Below are 21,166 nucleotides of genomic sequence, written 5' to 3' on the forward strand. Positions count from 1 at the left end.
GGTTCGACGACGTCCACCTTGGAGTGGGCGAAAGGAGTGAGATGCGGATCATGGGGGAACATTCCCTGATCTCCGTCGCGATGGGCGCGGTATTCGCTTTGGCGATGCTGGTACCCGCGCAGGCGCAGACTGCGGCAGATGCAGCGCTGGATATGGCCAAGATGCTCGACGGGGCAGGGGGCGGTGTGTCGGGCGACGACCTCGTCGCCGCGCTCGAGGATGCGGCCGCCGCTGGCCAGCCTATGGCCATGTGGCAGCTTGGTACCATGTATGAGAACGGCGAGGGCGTCGCCCGGGATCCGGTCAAGGCCTTTGGCTATTTCGCCCAGATTGCCAACCAGCATGCCGATGCCGCCCCCAAGGGCGTGGAGTCCGACATCGTCGCGCAGTCCTTCGTCAAGATCGGCGATTATTTCCGCGACGGCTTGCCCGATGCCGGTATCAAGGCCGACGCCGATCGCTCCCATGCTTTGCTCCTCCATGCCGCCACCTATTTTGGCGATGCGGATGCGCAATATCGCGTTGGCCTGTTGTATCTCGATGAAAATGAACTGGGCCTGAACCCTTTGCAAAGCGCCCGCTGGTTTTCGCTGGCCGCCCGCAAGGGCCATGGCGCGGCTCAGGCCCATCTGGGCGATCTGCTGTTCCACGGCGTTGCCGGGCTCGTGCCCCAGCAGGTCGAAGGCTTGATGTGGCTGTCCCTGGCGCAGGCCCGGGTCGCCGGCACGGCCGACGAGGTCTGGGTCAACAAACTGGTCAGCAATGCCATGTCGGTGGCAACGCCCGAGCAGCGCGCCGAAGCCGGTTCACTGGCCGCCAGCGTTGCCCCGCAATTCGCCTCGTTCTGAGCGGCGCTAGAAGGTAAACCAGCCTTCCACGGGCACATGGTCGCTCGGCTTGTCCCAGCCGCGCACATCCTTGTGCACCACCACATCGTCGAGCCGGTCGGCAGCCTGCGGCGACAGCAGCAGGTGATCGATGCGGATGCCGTGGTTGCGCCGCCAGGCGCCGGCTTGGAAATCCCAGAACGTATAGGACGGCTCGGCCGTGATCGCGCGCAGGGCATCGGTGAACCCCAGGTTGACCAGCGTGCGGAACCGCTCAAGGCTTTCAGGCCGGTAAAGCGCGTCGCCCCACCAGTTTTCCGGGTGATGCGCATCGATGGGGGCGGGGATCAGATTATAGTCCCCCAGGATTATAAACGGTTCTTCGAGCTTGAGCCGCTCCTCGGCAAAGGCCGTCAGCCGCTCCATCCATCGCAGCTTGTAGGGGAATTTCTCGCTATCCACCGGATTGCCGTTGGGCAGGTAGATATTGCACACGCGAATGGCCCCTGACGCGACCGAGAACACACCCTCGATCAGCCGCGCCTGCTCGTCTTCGTCATCGCCCGGCAAGCCGCGCGTCACCTCATCAAAGCGCATCAGTGACAGGATGGCGACGCCATTCCAGCTCTTTTGTCCATGCGTCTCGATATTGTAGCCCAGCGCCTCGATTTCGGCGCGCGGGAAAGCCTCGTCGACGCTCTTGATCTCCTGCAGGCAGACAATATCGGGCTTTTCCTGCTCCAGCCATTGCAGCAGCAGCCCCAAACGAGCCTTGATGCCATTGATGTTCCAGGTGGCTATGCGCATGCGATGGTCAACTCCTTGCGGGCGCGCGAAAGCTAGTCCGCAACGCCGCGCACCGCAACCGCCCTCAGGTCGGCCAATAGATGGCGTCGCGGATATCGAGGGGAAAAATCCCGTCGCTGCCCTCGAGCCCCGTATTGGTCATGGCCACGACCGATAGCCCCGCCACCGGATCGATGAACCAGCTATGCCCATAAATCCCGCCCCAGCGCATCGTGCCCACGGCACACGGGCTGTCGGCAGCGATCGGATCAACCAGATACGCCCCGAAATAGCCGAACTGCCAGCCCGGCCCGCTCGCATGCTCCAGTTGCGGCGTTTGGTTGCCCAGCCCCGCCGCCGTGGTTTCCCCCTTGATCACTTCACCGCCCCCGGTGCGTAGGGCTTCGAGCAGCACCATGAAGTCGGGCGCCGTGCCGGCCATCCCGCTGCCTCCGGAATGATAGGCCTTGGCATCAAAGATGCGCCCGGGCGAGAATGTCGTGAGCGTACCGGCGGGATTGGGGACGCTATGGGGATCGCCCATCAGCACCGGCGGCTCGCCATGCTCGGGATTGTCGGCATACGCCGCCGCCAGCCGCGGTTCTCCTTGCGGCAGCAGAAACACCGTGTCGCTCATGCCCAGCGGTCCGGTCACATGGCGCGCCACCGCCTCACCCAGCGTCGTTCCCGTGACCCGCGCCACCGCCGCGCCCAACAGATCGGTGGATTGGCCATAAGCCCAGCCCGCTCCGGGCGCAAAGGGCAGCGGCACGCCGGCAAGCAATTCCATGTTCTCGTCCAGGGACAAGTGCCAGCGATTGCCTCCCACCGCCTGCACGGCCGACTCCGCCAGATCAGTCTCCGACAGCACATATTCGCGCCCGAGCCCCGATGTGTGGGTCAACAGCTGCCGGATCGTGATCTCGGCGCCTTCGCCGCTCGCGAGCTTTGGTCGGAAATAGGGGAGATACCGGCTCACCGGCGCCTCAAGCTCGAGCAGCCCGGCATCCACCAGCGCCAGCGCCGTTGTGGCAACGATAGGCTTGGTCAGCGAGGACAACCGGAACACGGTGTCGAGCGCCATGGGGCGCTCGGCCTCCCGGTCGGCCAGCCCCAGCGCGTTCTCGTAGATGGTTTGTCCACGCTCCTTGGCGATCACCACAGCCCCGACAATGCGATTGTCGCTGATGGCGCGCTTGATCGTGGCGTCGAGGCGTTCGGCTATTGGCACATCGATTCTCCCCCTGAGGAAGAAACGATCACCGCGAAATCAGCTCAATCGCAAGTGCTTAAACGGCAAAGCTCGTGCCACAGCCGCAGGACGCCACGGCATTGGGATTGCGGATCTGGAACGCTTGCCCGATCAAATCGTCCACAAAGTCGATCTCGGCGCCGCCCATGAATTCAAGGCTCATGGCATCGATCAGTACCACCGCATCGCCTTTTTGCAGCACGACGTCGTCGGCCGCGGGCTGTTCTTGCACGAGGTTATACTCGTACTGGAAGCCCGAGCAGCCCCCGCCGGCGACCGAGATACGCAGCACCGTGCCGTCCGGCTCCTTGCTGAGGATGCGCGACACGCGCTTGGCGGCCCGATCGGTGAGCACAACTTCCGGAGCGAGGGCGATAGCTGACATTTGCGATTCCATGCCGTTTTAGGGGGACATAACGGTCAGGCTAAAATAGGAACCTTTGGGCCAATTGGAAAGAGCCCTGCGATCACCGATGAGCGACACCGCGCCCTATGCCTCCAAACCCGAACAATCCCTAGGCCGTCTTTACGGCACCGGGCCCAGTCCAACCCGTTCGGAATTTCAGCGCGACCGCGATCGCATCATCCATTCCACCGCCTTTCGCCGTCTGCAGCACAAGACGCAGGTGTTCCTGCACCATGAGGGCCGTCACTTCCGCAACCGGCTGACCCACACGCTCGAGGTCAGCCAGATGGCCCGCTCCATCGCCCGGGCCCTGAGGCTCGACGAAGACCTCGCCGAAGCCGTCGCCCTGTCCCATGATCTGGGCCATACCCCGTTCGGCCATGCCGGCGAACGGGTGTTGCAGAGCAAGATGGCGCCCTGGGGTGGGTTCGACCACAACATTCAGGCGCTTCGCGTCGTGACCCGCCTCGAAAACCGCTATGCTGAGCATGACGGGCTCAATCTCACCTGGGAAACCCTGGAAGGCATCCTCAAACACAACGGCCCCCTCATCAATGCCGATGGCACCCCCTTTGGCAAATATGCGCTTGAGGGCCTGCCCGCTGGCCTCGATGATCTGCCCGCCAGCGCCGATCTGCGCCTGTCCACCTTCGCCTCGCTCGAAGCCCAGGCGGCGGCCGTCGCTGACGACATCGCCTACAACGCCCACGACATCGACGATGCCCTGCGCGCCGGCCTCTTAACCCTCGATGCCCTCGCGCCCGTTCCCCTGGTCGGCCCCATGGTCGCCGAAGTGCGCGCCCGCTATCCCGAGGTAAGCCCCAAGCGCCAGGCCCATGAAGTGCAGCGCCGCCTCATCACCTCCAGCATCGAGGATGTTATCGCCGCGTCCTCCGCCAATATCGCCACCGCGGGGATCGAGACCGCCGAGGATGTGCGCCATGCCGGCACGACCCTTGTCAACTTCTCCCGAGCCATGGCGACGCAGGTGCAGGGCCTCAAGCAATTCCTCTTCGAGCAGGTTTATCGTCACCCCAGCGTCATGGCGCCAGTGCGCCAAAGCCAAGACGTGGTCGCGGCCCTCTTTGATCATTATCTTGCGACCCGGGATCTTCCCGAGCGCTGGGGCACTCTCGCCGCCGCCGCGCCGACTCAGGCCGAGCTTGCCCGCGTCACTGCCGACTTCATCGCCGGGATGACCGACCCCTATGCCCTCGATGAATATGCCCGGCTGTTTGACGCTCGCCCGGAATTCCGTTAACCCGGCCCTATATTCCCTGTCAGGTTGAATCATGGACGTTTTCGCGCTCTTTGCCGCACGAGTGGCCGATGCTTTGGCATCGCTCTATCCCGATCTTGCCCCCGAGCTGCTGGCGCGCATCGTCGTGGAGCCGCCGCGCGATCCCGCCCATGGCGATCTCTCCACCAATTCCGCCATGATCGTGGCCAAGCCGCTGGGCAAGAATCCGCGTGAAGTGGCCAATGCCATCGTCGAGCACTTCCAGGCCGATACCGACGTCAACTCGGTTGAAGTGGCCGGCCCCGGCTTCATAAATTTTCGGCTCGCCCCCGCCATCTGGTTCCAGGTGCTGCGCTCGGTCGCCGAGCTCGGCCCCGATTTCGGCCGCTCGACCCTGGGCAAGGGCGAAAAGGTCAACATCGAATATGTCTCGGCCAACCCCACCGGCCCCATGCATGTGGGCCACACCCGGGGCGCGGTCTTTGGCGACACCTTGGCCTCGCTCATGGCCTATTCGGGCTTTGAGGTGACGCGCGAATATTACATCAATGACGCCGGCAGCCAGATCAACACGCTCGCCAGCTCCACCCTGCTGCGCTATCGCGAGGCCTTGGGCGAAACCATCGAGATCCCCTCGGGCTTCTACCCCGGCGATTATCTGGTCCCCGTAGGGCAGGCCTTGGCCGCCGAATTCGGCCCCAAGCTGCTCGCCATGCCCGAAGCCGAAGCCCTCGCACTGGTCAAGGATCGCGTCCTTGTCGCCATGCTCGAACTGATCCAGGGCGATCTGGCCAAGCTCAACATCCACCACGACGTATTCTTTTCCGAAAAAACGCTGCACGGGCAGGGCGGGGACATCGACACCACGCTCGAATGGCTGCGCGAGCAGGGCATGGTCTATCAGGGCCGGCTCGAAGCGCCCAAGGGCAAGACCCCCGAGGATTGGGAAGACCGCGAGCAAACCCTGTTCCGCGCTACCGATTGGGGCGACGACGTCGATCGTGCGCTCGTCAAGTCAGACGGCAGCTACACCTATTTCGCCGCCGACATCGCCTATCACCGCAACAAATATCTGCGTGGCTTCAAGCACATGGTCAATGTGCTGGGCGCCGATCACTCCGGCTATGTCAAGCGCCTGCAGGCCGCCGTAAAGGCCGTGTCCGGTGGCGCCGCCGATATGGACGTCAAGATCTGCCAGCTCGTGCGGCTGATGAAGAACGGCGAGCCGTTCAAGATGAGCAAGCGCTCGGGCGATCTCGTGACCCTTGCCGACGTCGTAGAGGAAGTGGGCGCCGATGCCGTGCGCTTCATGCTCCTGTTCCGGCGCAACGATGCGGCCATGGATTTCGACTTTGCGCTGGTCAAGGAGCAGACCCGCGACAATCCGGTGTTCTATGTCCAATACGCCCATGCGCGCACCTTCTCGGTGTTCCGCACCGCTGCGCGCGACCTGCCAGAAATGGATGTGTCACCGGCAGCGCTCGCGACTGCCCAGCTTGATCGCCTCGATTCCCCAGCCGATCTCGAGCTGATCCGCGCTCTTGCGGCCTGGCCGCGCTCTGTTGCCGCAGCCGCAGTTGCCCACGAGCCGCACCGGGTTGCCTTCTACCTGCATGAGCTCGCTGCGGCCTTCCACGGCTTTTGGGCCAAGGGCAATGAAGACCAGCGCTTACGCTTTGTTAACGCTGAAGATCCAATGCTGTCATTGGCGCGGCTCGCGCTTGTTGATGCCGTTCGTCAGGTGCTTGGCAACGGCTTGGCGATCCTGGGCGTGTCTGCGCCCGAGGAGCTTTCATAATTCGGGCGTAATACTATGTTGTCTCGCCGCCAATAGCCGGGCTTCGGCTATTGCAGGAACCTAGAGGGCGCTGCTCCAATAACGACAGCGAAACCGCAGCCAATGGGTGCACAGTCCACATCCCCTGATGATCTGATCGCTGAACTCGCGCGTCTCATGGCCGAAGATGCCACGCCGACCCAGCCCAGCCCTCCACCCGCTCCGCCTGCGCCCGCACCGGCTGCGTCGGCTGCTGGCGTGCGCGTACCGGGCGCCCATGCGCCTGAGCCGAGCCAGCCTGTGCCGGCGGCGCCAGCCGCTCCGGCATCGCCGTCGCGCTATGATTTCGGCCGCTTCACCCCGGCCCCAGCACCGCGCACCGAGCCCGCGCCCGATCAGTTCCGCCTTGAGCCTCGGCCGCAGGCCGCAGCACCCACGCCCCCTGAGCCGGTGGAGCCGACTGCTCCCGCGCAGCCCGCCGCAGCCGAGCCGGCCCCGCGCCACGACCCCTTTGATTTTGACTTCGGCTTTGGCACCCCCACGGCACCGGCTCAGCCGGCAGCGTCGGCGCCGCTCGCTGCCTCCACTTCTCCCGCTGCTGATCCCGTGCCGACGCCCGAGCACGATTCCATTGGCGATCTGATCGCCGCCGAATTGTTTGGCGAAACCCGCGACGAACCTTCGCCCGGGCAAGCGCCCGACGTGGTGATGCCGGGCACCCAGTCCCGCGTCGAGCCCGAGACCGGCCGCGAGCCGGGCCAGCCACAATCGGGCGCCCGCATCGAGCCCTCCATGGGTGCGACGCGGCCAACGCCTTCGGCCCCGCCGCCATCCGCTTCGCAATGGGCCGCGCCGCCGGTGAATATGTCGCGCACTCCGGAGCCCGCGCCGGCACCCGTGAGCCCGCCACCACCTGAGCGCGAACTGCCATCCGCTGCCGCAGCGCCGGTGCGGGGTACGCCCCAGTCCGGCGCCTCGGGTGATCCTATCAGGGACATCGAAGATCTGATCGGGCGCGCTGCCCGCGTGGATATGGAAACTCCGCCCCCTCGGCCCGCGCCCGCGACACCGCAGCGCAGCCTTGCGACCCCCACTTTGCCGCCTCAGCCAACGGGCAAGCGCGTTGTTTCTGGCGCCGACGAGGCCATCCTCGCCGCTGCCGCCGCCACCGGGGCGGAAGTGGGTTGGGTGGATGATCCCGAACCGGTTGAACCCGCGCCCCGTGGCCGCCGCGTCAAGGCCGAGCGGGCACCCAAGCCGGAACGTGCGCCCAAGCCGCCGCGCGTCCGCCGCGTCAAGCCCGACCGCGCGGACAGGGCCCCGCGCTCCTTTGCTTGGAGCCGCGCCCTTATTGGTCCCGGCGTCGCGCTGGTTCTGCTCCTGCTGGCCGGTGGCGGCCTTTACTGGGTGCTTGGCAATAACGGCGACAGCGGTCCTGCGCCGCTGCTCACCGCTGACGCTACCCCCGTCAAGGAAGAGCCCCCTCCGGTCGATGAATCCGCTGCCCCCCAGCAATCGGTGATCTTCAACGAGATCGATGGCGTCGTGCCCGGCGCCGAAGAACAGCTGGTGTCGCGCGACCAGGCCGATGTCAACGAAGTCACCCAGGTGCCGCCCCCGGCAGCTGCGCCCGAGCCTGAAGGCGTGGTCAATCGCAAGGTCCGTACCGTTACGGTTCGTCCGGACGGCACCATTGTCAGCGGTGACAACAGTGTCGCCGGCAGCGCCATGCTGCCGGTGGACCGGCCCAATGTCCCGGAAGTTCCGGGCGCCAATCCCGCCGAGCCGAGCCTGCTGGGCAGCCTTGGCGCCGATCCCGCGCCCGGTCTCGCTCCTCCGCCGGGCGGCGCTGCTCCTGCAACGCCTGCCGCCCCTCCCGAGGCGCAAGTCCCCGCGGGGCCACCGGTCACCCCCGTTGTGCCTGGCTCCACGGTTCCCGCTGTTGACGTCAGCGGTGCGCCCATCCCGGGCAAGACCGCGCCAGTGCCGCTCAATCGTCCCGCTTTCACCGCCCGGCCAACCGCTGCAGCGCCAGCTGCTGCGGCGGGCGGCACCAACCTCGCGCCGCCACCGGCCGCAACTTCGCCGGTCAATGCGCTGGTTGACCCCGCACCGGCGCCGCAGGCTGCCGCTCAGCCCCCGGCTACGCAAACCGTGATCGAGGCCAGCGCTGCAACGCCCCTCAGCAACGCGCCGGCTTATGTGCAGCTCTCGTCGCAGCGCACCGAGGAAGCCGCCCGCCAAAGCGCCTTGCAGATCGCCAACCAGTACGGCCCGCTGTTCAAGGGGGCCAATCTCGAAGTGCAGCGCGTCGATTTGGGCGAACGGGGCATCTTCTATCGCGTTCGCGTCCCGGCCAACTCCACCGCCGATGCCAACCAGCTCTGCTCCAGCCTGAAATCGGCCGGCGGCGATTGCTTCACGCTTTAGTCGTGCGTATCGCCTTGCTGCGGGCCGGCTCCGCTTGACCTTGATCGGCTGAGGCGCCAGCTTGCGCGCCCAGCCACCCGCAGAACCTTTTATGACCAGCAGCATCGCCACCGATTGGCTCGACCCCAAGCCCGACCACGGCCCGGTGCTGCATGTCGATCTGGACGGCTACGAGGGTCCCCTCGATCTGCTGCTGGACCTGGCCCGCCGGCAGAAGGTCGACCTTGCCGCCATTTCCGTGCTGCAGCTGGCCGACCAATATCTCGCCTTTGTGGAAGAGCAGCGCGAACAGCGCATCGAACTCGCCGCCGATTACCTCGTGATGGCCGCTTGGCTCGCCTATCTCAAGAGCCGCTTGATGCTGCCCGCAGCGCCTGCCGATGAGGCGCCCAGTGGCGCCGAAATGGCTGCGCGGCTGCAATGGCGGCTGCGTCGCCTCGAAGCCATGCGCCAGGCCGCCACTCGCCTGCGCGATCGGCCGCGCCTCGGCATTGCGGTGCATCCCCGCGGCGATCCAGAGCCCGTCGAGATCGCCCGCCACACCCGCTGGGACACGAGCTTGCTTGATCTGCTCAAGGCCTATGCCACCCAGCGCGAGCGCGTCCATCCGCCCGCTTATTCGCCCCGCATCCGCGTCGTCTGGTCGCTCCAGGATGCGCGCGACCGGCTGCGCATTCTTGTGGGCGAAACCGGCGATTGGGTCAGCCTCGACGCCTGCCTTTCCGCCTATATCGATGATCCCGCCGAGCGGGTCACCGCCCGCGCCTCGAGCTTTGCCTCGAGCTTGGAACTGGTGCGCCAGGGCGAGATCGAGCTGCGCCAAAAGGAAACCTTTGGCCCGCTGATGCTCCGCCGCCGGAGCGGGGAGGGCGCTTGACCAACCACGATTCCCTCGCGCCCGATCAGGCGCTGCGCATCCTCGAAGCGCTGCTCTTCGCCTCGGCCGAGCCGCTGACAGCGGCCCAGCTGGGCGCGCATCTGCCCCAAGGCGCCAATGTGGAGGCCGCAATCGATCAGCTTGCCCGCCATTATGCCGGCCGCGGCGTCAATCTCGTCCGCCGTGGTGATGCCTACGCCTTTCGCACCGCGCCCGACCTGTCCTTCCTGCTCCGCGCCGAGCAGGAGGAGAGCCGTACCCTGTCGCGCGCCGCGCTCGAAACCCTTGCGATCATCGCCTATCACCAGCCCGCCACCCGCGCCGAGATCGAGGAAATCCGCGGCGTCGCCGTTGGCAAGGGCACCATGGACATCCTGCTCGAAACCGGCTGGATTCGCCTGCGCGGCCGCCGCCGGGTTCCCGGTCGCCCGGTGACCTATGGCACCACACCAGCCTTTCTCGACCATTTCGGGCTGGAAAGCCTCGCCGATCTACCTGGCATCGAAGACCTCAAGGGGGCAGGGCTGCTGGTTTCGCGCCCGCCAACTTCGCTGCGCCTGCCCTTTGATGGCCCGTTGCACGAGGATGAAGATCCGCTGCAAGACCTCGATTCCGCTGAGCAATAGTCGCCTGCGGCGTTACGGGGTGTGCAATCAGCAACACGTTCTTGTGTTTGCCCGCGATTAAACCTATTTCTCGCTATATCTGTCAGGCTATCGCGATGGACGTAGTTCAAGGGAGATTGATATGCACGCGCCAGGAATTTGGGGCATCCTCGTTGTGGCCGTTGTGGTCATCCTGTTGTTTGGCCGTGGCAAGATTTCCGGCATGATGGGTGAAGTCGCCAGCGGCATCAAAGCCTTCCAGAAAGGCATGCGCGACGACGATGACAAGCCGGTCAACCGGGTCACCACCACCGCTGATATCGAAGCCCGCGAAGCCGAAAAGACCCGCGAGCTCTAAGGTCCCGGTCATCGGGTCCGTTTAGACGACGCGTTCGTAGGCAAGGATACTTATATGCTCGGCTTGGGCTGGACAGAGATGCTGGTCATCGGGGTCGTGGCGTTGATCGTCATTGGCCCCAAGGACCTGCCCGTAGTGATGCAGCGCGTCGGCAAGATCGTCGGCCAGATCCGTCGCATGGGCAACGAGTTCCAGCGCGAGATCAACAAGACGACGGGGCTCGACGAGGTGCGGAATTTGCGCAACTCCATCACCGCGCCGCTTAAAAAGACCAGCGAAGAAATCCGGCGTGAGTTCAACGCTATGACCCCGACCGGGCCCAAGCCCAGCGGGATCATCAAGCCTGCCGATCCGGCGGCCGAAAGCGTGGTCGACGAGATACGCGCTGCCGCTGGCATCCAAACGCCCGCCGCCGAGGCGACTGCTTCGGCGCCCGCTCCGCTCCCTCCCGCTCAGATTGTTGAGGCGCCTGTGCAAGCCACCCCAGCCCCTACCGCGCCGGTCACCACCACCGAACTCGCGCCCCTCAATGCTCCGGCCACGCCCAAGACGCGCAAGCCGCGCACCAAGAAGGCGGCATCTGAGGGCGAAGTGCCCGATGCTCTGCCAACCGAGCCTGCCGATTCGCCGGCGGCCCCAACGCCCCGCCAGCCGCGCAAGCGCTCCAAGAAACCGAGCGAAACCGAACAAGTGCCCGCGCTTCCCGGCGAGCCTGCCGATAGCCCGGCAGCTCCAACGCCGCTTGAGAACAGCTGATGGCCGACGAGAAGCTCAAGATCGAAGGCACGACACCCGAGCCTGAAGACGAGCTGGCGGGCAGCGAAGCCCCGCTGCTCGAGCATCTGGTCGAGTTGCGCAAGCGCCTGATCTATTCGGCGATCGCCGTGGTCGCCCTGATGATGCTGTGCTTCGTGTTTGCCGGCAACATCTTCGACGTTCTGCTTGGGCCCTATCGCTCGATCTATTCCGATCCCGGCGATCTGGAGTTGATCTATACCGCGCCCCAGGAATTCTTCTTCACCCAGCTGAACCTCGCGCTGTTCGGTGCCATTTTCCTGGGCTTCCCGTTTATCGCCAGCCAGATCTACATGTTCGTGGCGCCCGGCCTCTACAAGCATGAGCGCCGCGCCTTTATCCCTTATCTGATCGCGACGCCCATCTTCTTCATTCTGGGCGCTTGCATGGTGTATTTCGTCGTCCTGCCCATGGCGCTGCACTTCTTTGCGGGCATGCAGACCGATGAGATCCGCATGCTCACCAGCGTCTCCGAATATCTCGGCCTAGCCATGACTCTGATCCTGGCTTTCGGCGTTTGCTTCCAGCTGCCCGTGGTGTTGACGCTCCTGGCTCAGATCGATCTGGTCCATGTCGACATGCTCAAAAAGGGCCGCCGCTACGCCATTGTGGGCATCCTGATCTTTGCTGCCTTCATCACCCCGCCAGATCCGATTTCCCAGATCGGTCTTGCCGTGCCCATGTACCTGCTCTACGAGCTTTCGATCATGTCAGTGCGCATGATCGAGCGGCGCCGCGCTGCGGCCGAAGCGGCTCGGGCGAGCGGACTGTCGTCCTGATCGCCGGCAACTGACCGACCCGCTTGGGGCCTGCCTGCCGCATCTGCTGGCGGCTAGCCTCCGCGTCCCGAAAACCCTTGAAGAGGTGGGGTGCAACCCCTCTAGCCATGTTCGATATCAAATGGATCCGCGCCAATCCCGAAGCCTTTGATGCTGGCATGTCGCGCCGCAAGGGCGTGCCTGTGCGCGCGGCCGATCTCTTGGCCATTGATGATCGCCGCCGCGACATCATCACCCGCCTCAATGACGCGCAGGAAAAGCGCAACACCCTGTCCAAGCAGATCGGCCAGGCCAAGGCACAAAAGGACGAAGCCAGGGCCGCCGCGCTGATGGCCGAGGTCGCCGGCCTCAAGGAGTTCATCCCTCAGGGCGAAGCCGAAGAGCGCGCCGTTGAGCTTGAGCTTCGCAACGCTCTCTCGGTGCTGCCCAACCTCGTCTTCGAGGATGTGCCCGATGGGACCGACGAAACCGGCAATGTCGAATATTTCGGCCGCAACGGCACCGCCGAAACCGCCGCGCAGGTGCGTGCGCCAAAGCCGAGCCTGAGCTTTGCCCCCAAGGAGCATTTTGAGCTCGGCGAAGCCATGGACGCCATGGACTTTGAAACTGCCGCCAAGCTCTCGGGCAGCCGCTTTGTTGTCCTCAAGGGTCAGCTGGCCCGCCTGGAACGCGCCCTCGGCCAGTTCATGCTCGATCTGCACACCACCGAGCATGGCTACCTCGAAGTGCAGCCGCCCTTGCTGGTGAAGGACGAGGCGCTGTTTGGCACCAACCAGCTCCCCAAATTCGAGGAAGACCTGTTCTTCACCCCGCATGGCGACAGCCGGCTCGCCCTGATCCCCACCGCCGAAGTGCCGCTCACCAATCTCGTGCGCGAAGCGATCCTCAGCGAGGAAGAACTGCCCCTGCGCTTCACTGCGCTCACCCCGTGCTTCCGCTCCGAAGCCGGCTCGGCGGGTCGCGACACCCGTGGCATGCTGCGCCAGCACCAGTTCAACAAGGTCGAACTCGTTTCGATCACCACGCCCGAAACCTCGGTCGACGAGCACGAGCGCATGCTGGGCTGTGCCGAAACCGTGCTGCAGCGCCTCGGCCTGCATTACCGCGTCATGAACCTGTGCACCGGCGATATCGGCTTTGGCGCCAAGCGCACCTATGACCTCGAGGTCTGGCTGCCCGGCCAGAACACCTATCGCGAAATCTCCTCGGTTTCGGTCTGCGGCGATTTCCAGGCCCGCCGCATGGATGCCCGTTATCGTCCCGCCGGCGAAAAGCAGGCGCCGCGCTTCGTTCATACCCTCAATGGGTCGGGCACGGCCGTAGGCCGCTGTCTTATTGCCGTCATGGAAAACTATCAGCAGGAAGATGGCACCATTGCCATTCCCGCTGTGCTCCAGCCCTATATGGGCGGCCTCACCACGATCGGACGTCCATAATGGCCTTGCGCATCCTCATCACCAATGACGACGGTGTGGATGCGCCGGGCATCGAAGTGATGACCGCCATCGCCCGCGAACTGAGCGACGATGTCTGGATCGTCGCGCCCGATGGCAACCAGAGCGGGGCAGGGCACCGCTTCACCCTCGGGCGCGAACTCAGCATCGACGAGCGCGGGCCCCGCCGCTTTGCCGTGGTCGGCGGCTCGCCCGCCGATTGTGTCGTGGCCGGCATGACCCACCTCCTGGGCGATCACCCTGCCGACCTCGTTCTTTCCGGCGTCAACGCCGGCCAGAACCTGGGCGATATCATCAATTGCTCCGGCACCGCCGGGGGCGCGCGCGAAGGCGCACTCCAGGGGGCTGTCGGCATCGCCATGAGCCAGGCCATCAATTACGAGCAGGGCCACGCCATCGATTGGTCCAATGCCCGGCGCTATGGCGCCGCTGCCGCCCGGGCAATTCTCGCTGCGTCCCCGCCGCGCGATATCTATTACAACGTCAACTTTCCCACCTGCGCCCCCGATGCGGTCAGCGGCCTCGCCGTGGTGCGCCATCAGCGCTTTTCGCGCTCGCCCTTCCGCTATTACGCCAGCGATAATCCCGGCAAGTTCTTCGTCGCCATTCCCGAAACTCCCATGCCCTTGGATCCAGCCGCCGATTTCGAGCAGCTGCGCCAAGGCCATGCGGTAACCGTAACCCCACTGGGCCTGCAGCAAACCGACACCGCCGAATTGTTGCGCATCGCCGGAACGCTGACGCTCGCCCAGGGCTGAGCGGCCTTTCCGCGCCTTAACCTTACCGAACACAAAACCCGTTCGGATTTTATGCAAATCGCGACGGCTTTAAACTCGTCTTTACCTTACCGGCCTAGATTCAAACTCGTGTTGAGTAGCCGCGTACGGATGAGAATAATGAGTACACGCGTATCCCGCCGGGCCTTAAAGAATGCCGTCGCGATCGGAGGCCTTGTGGTCGGTGCGGTTGCGCTTTCTGGCTGTTCGAGCCTGGGTAGTCGCAGCTTTGGTGACTCGACGGTCACCAGTTCTGTGGGCCAGTCCTCGCCGGCTTCGCTCAACCAGCCCATGCCATCGAGCTTGGGCGCGTCCACCCGGGTTGCCGAAGGCTCGTTCGTGCCCCCCGCTAACGTTAGCGGCGGTGGCGGCGGCTGGAATTCGCCTCCCTCAGGCTACCCACAACCGATGACCGCAATGGCGCCGGTTGCGCCGACGGGCTCGATGCCGTCCGTGCAGTCCCAAGACCTTCCAGTACTGAGTTCACAGTCTTCAATGGGAACACAACCCGCCATGCAAGCCCAGACCAGCCTTGCCCCCGTCGCTCCCCTTCCTCCCGCCGTTGCCATGGGCGCTCCGCCGTCCAACCTTGCAGCCCAGCGGCCTCAGATGGCTGCCACTCCGGCCCCAACGGCTCCCGCCGCCAGTGCCAATGGCGCCTACACCCACACCATTGCCAGCGGCGAGTCGCTCTACACCATCGCCCGTCGCTATGACGTGACCACCCAGGCCCTGGTGCAGGCCAATGGCCTGTCCTCGCCTGACAAGATCGTTGTGGGCCAGGCCGTGATCATTCCGGGCCGCTCGGATCTGGCCAAGCCAGCCGCTCCAGTGACCCAGCTGGCCAGCGCTGCACCGACTGCCGCGCCTGCCGCCACCACCATCGCCACTCTGCCCACGACGCCGACCCCAACCGCTGCGGCACCCGCCGCTCCGAGCCAGCCCGCGGCGGCACCGGCAGCGCCCACCAAGACGGCCACCGCTCCCGCGCCCGCCGCCGAGCCGGCCATGTCGGGCAATGACAAGTTCCGCTGGCCCGTCACCGGTCGCGTCCTCACCGATTTTGCCTCGTCCAAGGGTACGGGCATCAATATCGAGGCCTCCGAAGGCAGCGCTGTCGCCGCCGCCGAAAATGGCACCGTCATTTATGTCGGCTCGGGCGTCGAGGGTTATGGCAATTTGATCCTGATCCGCCACCCCAATGGCTATGTCTCGGCCTATGCGCACCTCAAGTCGATGAGCGTTGCCAAGGGTGCCGTGGTCAATCGCGGCGACACCATCGGTGCCGCCGGCATGTCGGGCTCGGTGTCCAAGCCCCAGCTCCACTTCGAGCTGCGCAAGGGCGCAACCCCGGTCGACCCGATGCCGCTGCTCGCCAGCTAGGCATCGCCTGACATCTTCGGAGACTCCTTGAAGGGCAGGGCGGTTTATACCGCCTTGCCCATTTCTCCAGCCAGCGTCCGCACCAGCTGGATCGCCACGCGGCCTGACCGCGCCCCGCGCGTCGCCGACCATTCGATCGCCCGCGCCCGCAACGTTTCCTCATCGATGTCGAGCCCGTAATGCTCGGCATAGGTTTTGACCATGAGGAGGAACGTGGGCTGGTCGCAATTGTGGAACCCCAGCCACAATCCGAATCGATCCGACAGCGACACCTTCTCCTCCACCGCTTCCCCCGGCGTGATCGCAGTGGCGCGCTCGTTCTCGATCATCTCGCGCGGCATCAGGTGCCGCCGGTTCGAGGTGGCATAGAACAGCACATTGTCCGGGCGCCCCTCGAGCCCGCCATCCAGAATGGTCTTGAGCGACTTGTAGGAGGTTTCCCCGCTGTCAAAGCTGAGGTCATCGCAAAAGACGATGAACCGCCCCTCGGCATTGGCGATCCGCCGCATCAGCACCGGCAGCGATTCCAAATCCTCGCGCGCAATCTCGATCAGCACCAGCCGCAGGAAGCCCTCATCGGTTCGCTCGACAATGTCGGCGTGAATGGCCTTGACCAGCGAGCTCTTGCCCATGCCCCGCGCGCCCCAGAGCAGCGCATTATTGGCCCCATGCCCGCGCGCAAACTGCTCGGTATTGCGCAACAGGATATCCTGCACCGCATCGATTCCCTTGAGCATGGCCAGCGGCACCCGGCTTACCCGCGGCACCGGCATCAACTGCCCGGCAGCACCGTCCCAGTGGAATGCCGAAGCGCTCGCCAACACCGCCGCCTGGTCGACGCCTGCATCCTTTGGCTGTAAGGCTTGGGCGATCCGGGCGAGGGACTGGGCGATCTCGGCGAGATAGTCTTGGCTGGTCAACGGGGCTTCCTTTGTTGTTGCCGCGGCAATGTGTGACTCCCGGATTGCCTTTGCAATGGAAGGGGGCCGCGGGTATACTCCGCGCGATTTTGATCCGGGCGCAAGTGCTGCAGCCTAGATTTGCGTCCAGTCGCGCCCTACATGCCAATCGGCTAGGCGCCCGTTCTCCAGCAAAGCCAGAAAAGAAAACCTAAAGGAGCTCGCCGATGTTTGTTACGCCCGCTTTTGCCCAGGCGGCAGGCGCCCCCGTCGCCGGTGGTGGAATTCAGGACATCATCATCCAGATGATGCCCATTCTGCTGCTCGTGGTGATCTTCTGGCTGCTGATCTTCCGCCCCCAGCAGAAGCGCCTCAAGGCGCAGCGCGAAATGCTCTCGGCGATCCGTCGTGGCGACACCGTTGTGACCACTGGCGGCATCATCGGCAAGGTCACCAAGGCCATTGACGGCGAAGACCTCGAAGTCGAGATCGCCCAGGGCGTCAAGGTCAAGCTGGTGCGCGGCATGGTTGCCGATGTTCGCACCAAAGCCGAGCCCGTCAACGACAACAAGCCTGTCGTCTAAGCAGGATCATGCCGGGGCTCTGCCCCGGTTTTTTCGTCTCTAGGACACCTGATGCAGTTCTCGCCCGTTCGTACCGCTATCATCGTCATTGTTGCCCTCTTGGGCATTCTCTTTGCCGTGCCGAGCTTCTTGCCGGACAATGTGAGGGAGAACTGGCCCGGCTGGCTGCCGAAGCAGACCGTGGTGCTGGGGCTCGATCTGCAGGGCGGCTCGCACCTGCTGCTCCAGGTCAACGAACAAGGCATCGTGTCCGAACGGCTGCAAAGCCTGCGCCGTGATGTGCGCAACGTCCTGGCCAATCAGAACGGCATCGGCAATCTCATCACCACCGATGCCGCCAACAACAGCCTCGTCATCGAGCTGACCGATCCCAGCCAGCTCGAAGCGGCGCGCAACGCCCTCCAGGGCCTGCAGAACACCGTCAGCAATTCCATGTTCGCGGCCGGCGGCGTCAACGAACTGGCCTTTGGCGAAACCCCCGATGGCAAGCTCACCGTTTCGCTGACCCGCGAAGGCATCGCCGAGCGCACCTCTTCGATCGTGTCCCAGTCCATCGAAGTCATTCGCAACCGCATCGACGAGCTTGGCACCACCGAGCCCTCCATCCAGCGCCAGGGCACCAATCGCGTTCTTGTCCAGGTTCCCGGCTTCGGCGATAGCGAGCGCCTCAAGAACCTCATTTCCCAGACCGCGCGCCTGACCTTCCACATGGTCTATCCCGGCCTGACTGCTGCCCAGGCGGAAGCCCAGGGCTTGCCCGCCGGCACCATGATCCTGCCCAGCCAGGATGGCGGCGCCGAGCTGATCTTTGAAGACGTGGCCCTTGGCGGCGAGTCGCTCGTTGATGCCCAGCCCAGCTACGACCAGCAGCGCGGCATTCCGGTCGTTTCCTTCCGCTTCGATACCAATGGCGCCCTGACCTTTGGCCAGATCACTTCGGCCAATGTCGGCCAGCGCTTTGCCATCGTGCTCGATGAGCAGGTCATCACCGCGCCCGTGATCCAGCAGCCGATCACCGGCGGCACCGGCCAGATTTCGGGCAGCTTCACCACCCAGAGCGCCAGCGATCTTGCCGTGCTGCTGCGCGCCGGCGCCTTGCCCGCCTCGCTCGATGTGGTCGAAGAGCGCACCGTTGACGCCAGCCTTGGCGCCGACTCCATCCGCTCGGGCCTGACCGCCGGTATTGTTGCCGCCGTCCTCGTCATCACTTTCATGGTGATCGCCTATGGGCTGTTCGGGGTCTTCGCCAACATCTCGCTGATCCTCAACATCGTCCTGATCTTTGGTGCCCTGTCCATGCTCGGCGCCACGCTGACGCTGCCCGGCATCGCCGGCATTGTGCTGACCATCGGCATGGCCGTGGACGCCAACGTGCTGATCTACGAGCGCATGCGCGAAGAAATGAAAGCGGGCAAGACCCCGCTGCAGGCCATCAATGCGGGCTTCGAGCGCGCCTGGGGCACCATTGTCGATTCGCACCTGACCCAGCTCGTTGCCGCCGTGGTGCTCTATTTCCTCGGCTCGGGTCCCGTGCAGGGCTTTGCCGTCACCCTCGCGCTCGGCATCGTGACCTCGCTCTTTACCTCCTACACGGTCACGCTCTACTTCGTGCGCCTGTGGTACAACTGGCGTCGCCCCAAGACCCTCAAGATCCAGCACTTCCGCTTCATTCCGGACGGCACCAAGATCCCGTTCATGAAGATCTCGCGCTATGTGATCGCCTTCTCGCTGGTCGCATCGGTGCTGTCGCTGGGCTCGGCCTATTTCAAAGGCTTCAATCTCGGCATCGACTTCGTGGGCGGCACCGCGATCGAAATTCAGCATGTCGGCGGCCCCGCCGATGTTGGGCAGGTGCGCGAGCTGCTTGAGGGCCTAGGCCTCGGCGAAGTGCAGGTGCAGGGCTTTGGCACGCCCGAGGACGTGCTGGTGCGCGTCCAGGCCCAGGAAGGCGGCCAGGATGCCGATCAGGTCGCGGTCCAGAAGGTCGTCGACGCCCTCGCCACCGAGAACTACGAAGTGCGCCGCACCGAAGCGGTGAGTGGCACCGTCTCGAGCGAATTGGCCTGGAAGGGCACGATCGCCGTGATCATCGCGCTCGTGGCCATCCTGTTCTATCTCTGGTTCCGCTTCGAATGGCAGTTCGCCATGGCCGCGGTCACGACCACCACGCACGACATCATCATGACCATCGGTCTGTTCTCCATTACCGGATTGGAGTTCAATCTGACCTCCATCGCGGCGGTGTTGACCCTGGTGGGTCTATCGCTCAACGAAACCGTGGTGATCTCGGACCGCGTCCGCGAGAACATGCGCAAGTACAAGAGCATGCCCATGCCTGAGCTGATTGATCTGTCGATCAACCAGACCATCGTGCGCACCTCGCTCACCCAGTTCACCGTGTTCCTGGCGCTCATTCCACTGGTGCTGTTTGGCGGGGAAGTGATCCGCTCCTTCACCATCGCCATGACCTTCGGTTCGCTGGTGGGCATGTATTCTTCGATCATCGTTGCCGGCCCAATCCTGATCAATTTCGGCCTCAAGTCCCGGGCTGAGCGCACCGATCTGGCCGAAAAGAAGCCCGTCGACGAGCCGGCTGTCTGAGGCCATGTCGGAGGAAGGGCGCGGCAGCGGCTTTTACCCGCAGCAGGTCGGCATTGATGCCTATGGCAAAGGCGGGTTCCGCTTTGCCGACCTGTCCCATCGCGGCTCACTCCTCTGCCTGCCCACGGGCATGCACGCCTGGGAAGTCACCGAGCCCGGTGACATCACGCTCGAAAGCCTCGCTCCGGTTTTTGCCGCGGCCGACGCCATCGATGTTCTGCTGATCGGGTTGGGCTTTGACATTTTCGGGCTGCCCCGCGGCATCCGCGAAGCCCTGCGCGAGCGTGGCATCATCGTGGAGGCCATCGCCACCGGGGGCGCGGTGCGCACCTATAATGTGCTCCTCGCCGAGCAACGCGCCGTTGGCGCCGCGCTGCTGGCCGTCGACCGGGTCCGGTGATGGCACAGGCCCAGGCGACTGGCAGCAATCAAAGCTTCAGGCATGCCGCCACGAGCCTGCGCGAACTCGACCGCGACCGCTATCTCTCGACCCTGGTGCTGGGCGAGCACCGCGACCCCGTCACCGCGCTTTATGCCTTCAGCGCCGAAGTCGCCGCCATTCGTGAGCGCGTCTCCAATCCCGCGCCCGGCGAGATTCGCCTGCAGTGGTGGAATGACGCTCTGAGCGGAGAAGGGCACGGCGAACTCCGGCAAAACCCCGTTGCCGATGCGCTGCTGCAAACCGTGGAGCGCTACGCCATCCCCGCCGGCACCCTGCAGCGCCTGCTGGGCGCGCGGCGTTTCGATCTCTACGACGATCCCATGCCTGATCTTGAAAGCTTTGAGGGTTATGCCGGCGAAACCGCCTCGACCCTGTATCAGCTCGCGGCGATGATCCTCAACAACGGCCAACTGGTCGAGCCCGGCGACGCGGCCGGTCATCTCGGCGTTGCCCACGCCCTGATCGGCCACCGCCGCGCCTTTGGCGTCCTCGCCCGGCAAGGGCGCATCATGCTGCCCTGGACCATCTTTGCCGCCAATGGCGTGCGCGAAAGCGAGATCTTTACCGGCACCGAAAGCGAAGGCCTTGCCGCCGCCCTCGGCCAGGTCGCCGAACTCGCCGCCGACCACCTCGCCAAGGCTGAGACCGCCATCGCTGCCTTGCCCGGCAATCTGCGCCCCGCCTTTGCCCCGCTCACCACGCTGCGCGCCCAGCTCGAGCGCATCAACAGCTCAGGGGAGGGTCTCTTCGCGATTCCCCCTGACTTGCCCGACTGGCAGAAAATCGCCCGCCTCTCCTGGTGGACCTTTCGCAACCGCTAGGCGTCCCCCGGGTGCAGGAGCATGGCTGGCTCCTCAGGGTGTAAGAGCAAGCCCCGAACGCCGCCCCACCCACC

General features: G+C 64.7%; 20 protein-coding genes. 16 read left to right on the forward strand and 4 right to left on the reverse strand.

Features of this window, described 5'->3' with window-relative positions:
• Positions 1-50 precede the first annotated feature (50 nt).
• Positions 51-848: a tetratricopeptide repeat protein gene (locus AC3YMN_RS14230; RefSeq protein WP_164854771.1), complete on the forward strand. Its 798-nt coding sequence runs from the start codon at positions 51-53 to the stop codon at positions 846-848.
• 6 nt (positions 849-854) lie between these two features.
• On the opposite strand, the gene xth is transcribed toward AC3YMN_RS14230, so the two are convergent.
• The 3 genes from xth to AC3YMN_RS14245 form a co-directional block, all read right to left on the reverse strand.
• Positions 855-1,634 (reverse strand): exodeoxyribonuclease III, encoded by a 780-nt coding sequence (gene xth, locus AC3YMN_RS14235; protein WP_489890490.1) that lies wholly within the window; start codon positions 1,632-1,634, stop codon positions 855-857.
• A gap of 64 nt (positions 1,635-1,698) precedes the next feature.
• A complete protein-coding gene (locus AC3YMN_RS14240; protein ID WP_489890491.1) occupies positions 1,699-2,844 on the reverse strand; it encodes a serine hydrolase domain-containing protein in 1,146 nt (381 codons plus the stop codon).
• Positions 2,845-2,902: 58 nt separating this feature from the next.
• Complete coding sequence (locus AC3YMN_RS14245; protein WP_172122954.1) at positions 2,903-3,250, reverse strand: HesB/IscA family protein; 348 nt, start codon at positions 3,248-3,250, stop codon at positions 2,903-2,905.
• Between the two features lie 88 nt (positions 3,251-3,338).
• Between AC3YMN_RS14245 and AC3YMN_RS14250 the strand changes: the two genes are divergently transcribed.
• The 11 genes from AC3YMN_RS14250 (at position 3,339) to AC3YMN_RS14300 (ending at position 15,745) form a co-directional block, all read left to right on the forward strand.
• Positions 3,339-4,532, forward strand: a complete 1,194-nt coding sequence (locus tag AC3YMN_RS14250) for a deoxyguanosinetriphosphate triphosphohydrolase (protein WP_489890492.1) — start codon at positions 3,339-3,341, stop codon at positions 4,530-4,532.
• 31 nt (positions 4,533-4,563) lie between these two features.
• Positions 4,564-6,309 (forward strand): arginine--tRNA ligase, encoded by a 1,746-nt coding sequence (argS, locus tag AC3YMN_RS14255; protein WP_489890493.1) that lies wholly within the window; start codon positions 4,564-4,566, stop codon positions 6,307-6,309.
• 102 nt (positions 6,310-6,411) lie between these two features.
• Positions 6,412-8,718 carry an SPOR domain-containing protein gene (locus AC3YMN_RS14260; protein ID WP_489890494.1) on the forward strand — a complete coding sequence of 769 codons (2,307 nt, stop codon included), beginning with the start codon at positions 6,412-6,414 and terminating at the stop codon, positions 8,716-8,718.
• 91 nt (positions 8,719-8,809) lie between these two features.
• Positions 8,810-9,595 carry a segregation and condensation protein A gene (locus AC3YMN_RS14265; protein ID WP_173087556.1) on the forward strand — a complete coding sequence of 262 codons (786 nt, stop codon included), beginning with the start codon at positions 8,810-8,812 and terminating at the stop codon, positions 9,593-9,595.
• On the forward strand, positions 9,592-10,221 hold the full coding sequence (gene scpB / locus AC3YMN_RS14270; RefSeq protein WP_489890495.1) for an SMC-Scp complex subunit ScpB: 630 nt from the start codon (positions 9,592-9,594) through the stop codon (positions 10,219-10,221). The genes AC3YMN_RS14265 and scpB overlap by 4 nt, the downstream gene beginning before the upstream one ends.
• A gap of 121 nt (positions 10,222-10,342) precedes the next feature.
• Complete coding sequence (gene tatA / locus AC3YMN_RS14275; protein WP_127752608.1) at positions 10,343-10,558, forward strand: twin-arginine translocase TatA/TatE family subunit; 216 nt, start codon at positions 10,343-10,345, stop codon at positions 10,556-10,558.
• Between the two features lie 54 nt (positions 10,559-10,612).
• On the forward strand, positions 10,613-11,314 hold the full coding sequence (gene tatB / locus AC3YMN_RS14280; RefSeq protein WP_489890496.1) for a Sec-independent protein translocase protein TatB: 702 nt from the start codon (positions 10,613-10,615) through the stop codon (positions 11,312-11,314).
• Positions 11,314-12,132 (forward strand): twin-arginine translocase subunit TatC, encoded by an 819-nt coding sequence (gene tatC, locus AC3YMN_RS14285; RefSeq protein WP_172122961.1) that lies wholly within the window; start codon positions 11,314-11,316, stop codon positions 12,130-12,132. The genes tatB and tatC overlap by 1 nt, the downstream gene beginning before the upstream one ends.
• 107 nt (positions 12,133-12,239) lie before the next feature.
• Positions 12,240-13,568: a serine--tRNA ligase gene (gene serS / locus AC3YMN_RS14290; RefSeq protein WP_489890497.1), complete on the forward strand. Its 1,329-nt coding sequence runs from the start codon at positions 12,240-12,242 to the stop codon at positions 13,566-13,568.
• Complete coding sequence (gene surE, locus AC3YMN_RS14295; protein ID WP_172122963.1) at positions 13,568-14,344, forward strand: 5'/3'-nucleotidase SurE; 777 nt, start codon at positions 13,568-13,570, stop codon at positions 14,342-14,344. The genes serS and surE overlap by 1 nt, the downstream gene beginning before the upstream one ends.
• 627 nt (positions 14,345-14,971) lie before the next feature.
• Positions 14,972-15,745, forward strand: a complete 774-nt coding sequence (locus tag AC3YMN_RS14300) for a M23 family metallopeptidase (RefSeq protein WP_164854772.1) — start codon at positions 14,972-14,974, stop codon at positions 15,743-15,745.
• A gap of 44 nt (positions 15,746-15,789) precedes the next feature.
• Here AC3YMN_RS14300 and AC3YMN_RS14305 read toward each other — a convergent pair whose 3' ends face one another.
• Positions 15,790-16,665, reverse strand: coding sequence for an ATP-binding protein (locus AC3YMN_RS14305; RefSeq protein WP_489890498.1), 876 nt, complete (start codon positions 16,663-16,665; stop codon positions 15,790-15,792).
• Positions 16,666-16,871: 206 nt separating this feature from the next.
• On the opposite strand from AC3YMN_RS14305, the gene yajC reads away from it, so the two are divergent.
• The 4 genes from yajC to AC3YMN_RS14325 are packed head-to-tail and all read left to right on the forward strand — an operon-like array spanning position 16,872 to position 21,092.
• Positions 16,872-17,228 (forward strand): preprotein translocase subunit YajC, encoded by a 357-nt coding sequence (gene yajC, locus AC3YMN_RS14310; protein WP_489890499.1) that lies wholly within the window; start codon positions 16,872-16,874, stop codon positions 17,226-17,228.
• 48 nt (positions 17,229-17,276) lie between these two features.
• Complete coding sequence (secD, locus tag AC3YMN_RS14315) at positions 17,277-19,829, forward strand: protein translocase subunit SecD (protein ID WP_489890548.1); 2,553 nt, start codon at positions 17,277-17,279, stop codon at positions 19,827-19,829.
• Positions 19,830-19,833: 4 nt separating this feature from the next.
• The gene (locus AC3YMN_RS14320; RefSeq protein ID WP_489890500.1) at positions 19,834-20,229 is read left to right on the forward strand and encodes an Mth938-like domain-containing protein; all 396 of its coding nucleotides are present in this window, start codon (positions 19,834-19,836) and stop codon (positions 20,227-20,229) included.
• The gene (locus AC3YMN_RS14325; protein WP_489890501.1) at positions 20,229-21,092 is read left to right on the forward strand and encodes a phytoene/squalene synthase family protein; all 864 of its coding nucleotides are present in this window, start codon (positions 20,229-20,231) and stop codon (positions 21,090-21,092) included. The genes AC3YMN_RS14320 and AC3YMN_RS14325 overlap by 1 nt, the downstream gene beginning before the upstream one ends.
• The last annotated feature ends 74 nt before the right edge of the window (positions 21,093-21,166 follow it).

The organism is Devosia sp. Z11_6 (genome assembly GCF_058133665.1).

What these genes read in the sequence shown, in the direction of transcription:
- AC3YMN_RS14230 (WP_164854771.1), top strand. Translation starts at nt 51, where the DNA reads ATGGGGGAACATTCCCTGATCTCCGTCGCGATGGGCGCGGTATTCGCT.
- xth (WP_489890490.1), bottom strand. Translation starts at nt 1,634, where the DNA reads ATGCGCATAGCCACCTGGAACATCAATGGCATCAAGGCTCGTTTGGGG.
- AC3YMN_RS14245 (WP_172122954.1), bottom strand. Translation starts at nt 3,250, where the DNA reads ATGTCAGCTATCGCCCTCGCTCCGGAAGTTGTGCTCACCGATCGGGCC.
- AC3YMN_RS14250 (WP_489890492.1), top strand. Translation starts at nt 3,339, where the DNA reads ATGAGCGACACCGCGCCCTATGCCTCCAAACCCGAACAATCCCTAGGC.
- argS (WP_489890493.1), top strand. Translation starts at nt 4,564, where the DNA reads ATGGACGTTTTCGCGCTCTTTGCCGCACGAGTGGCCGATGCTTTGGCA.
- AC3YMN_RS14260 (WP_489890494.1), top strand. Translation starts at nt 6,412, where the DNA reads ATGGGTGCACAGTCCACATCCCCTGATGATCTGATCGCTGAACTCGCG.
- AC3YMN_RS14265 (WP_173087556.1), top strand. Translation starts at nt 8,810, where the DNA reads ATGACCAGCAGCATCGCCACCGATTGGCTCGACCCCAAGCCCGACCAC.
- tatA (WP_127752608.1), top strand. Translation starts at nt 10,343, where the DNA reads ATGCACGCGCCAGGAATTTGGGGCATCCTCGTTGTGGCCGTTGTGGTC.
- tatB (WP_489890496.1), top strand. Translation starts at nt 10,613, where the DNA reads ATGCTCGGCTTGGGCTGGACAGAGATGCTGGTCATCGGGGTCGTGGCG.
- tatC (WP_172122961.1), top strand. Translation starts at nt 11,314, where the DNA reads ATGGCCGACGAGAAGCTCAAGATCGAAGGCACGACACCCGAGCCTGAA.
- serS (WP_489890497.1), top strand. Translation starts at nt 12,240, where the DNA reads ATGTTCGATATCAAATGGATCCGCGCCAATCCCGAAGCCTTTGATGCT.
- surE (WP_172122963.1), top strand. Translation starts at nt 13,568, where the DNA reads ATGGCCTTGCGCATCCTCATCACCAATGACGACGGTGTGGATGCGCCG.
- AC3YMN_RS14300 (WP_164854772.1), top strand. Translation starts at nt 14,972, where the DNA reads ATGGCTGCCACTCCGGCCCCAACGGCTCCCGCCGCCAGTGCCAATGGC.
- yajC (WP_489890499.1), top strand. Translation starts at nt 16,872, where the DNA reads ATGTTTGTTACGCCCGCTTTTGCCCAGGCGGCAGGCGCCCCCGTCGCC.
- AC3YMN_RS14320 (WP_489890500.1), top strand. Translation starts at nt 19,834, where the DNA reads ATGTCGGAGGAAGGGCGCGGCAGCGGCTTTTACCCGCAGCAGGTCGGC.
- AC3YMN_RS14325 (WP_489890501.1), top strand. Translation starts at nt 20,229, where the DNA reads ATGGCACAGGCCCAGGCGACTGGCAGCAATCAAAGCTTCAGGCATGCC.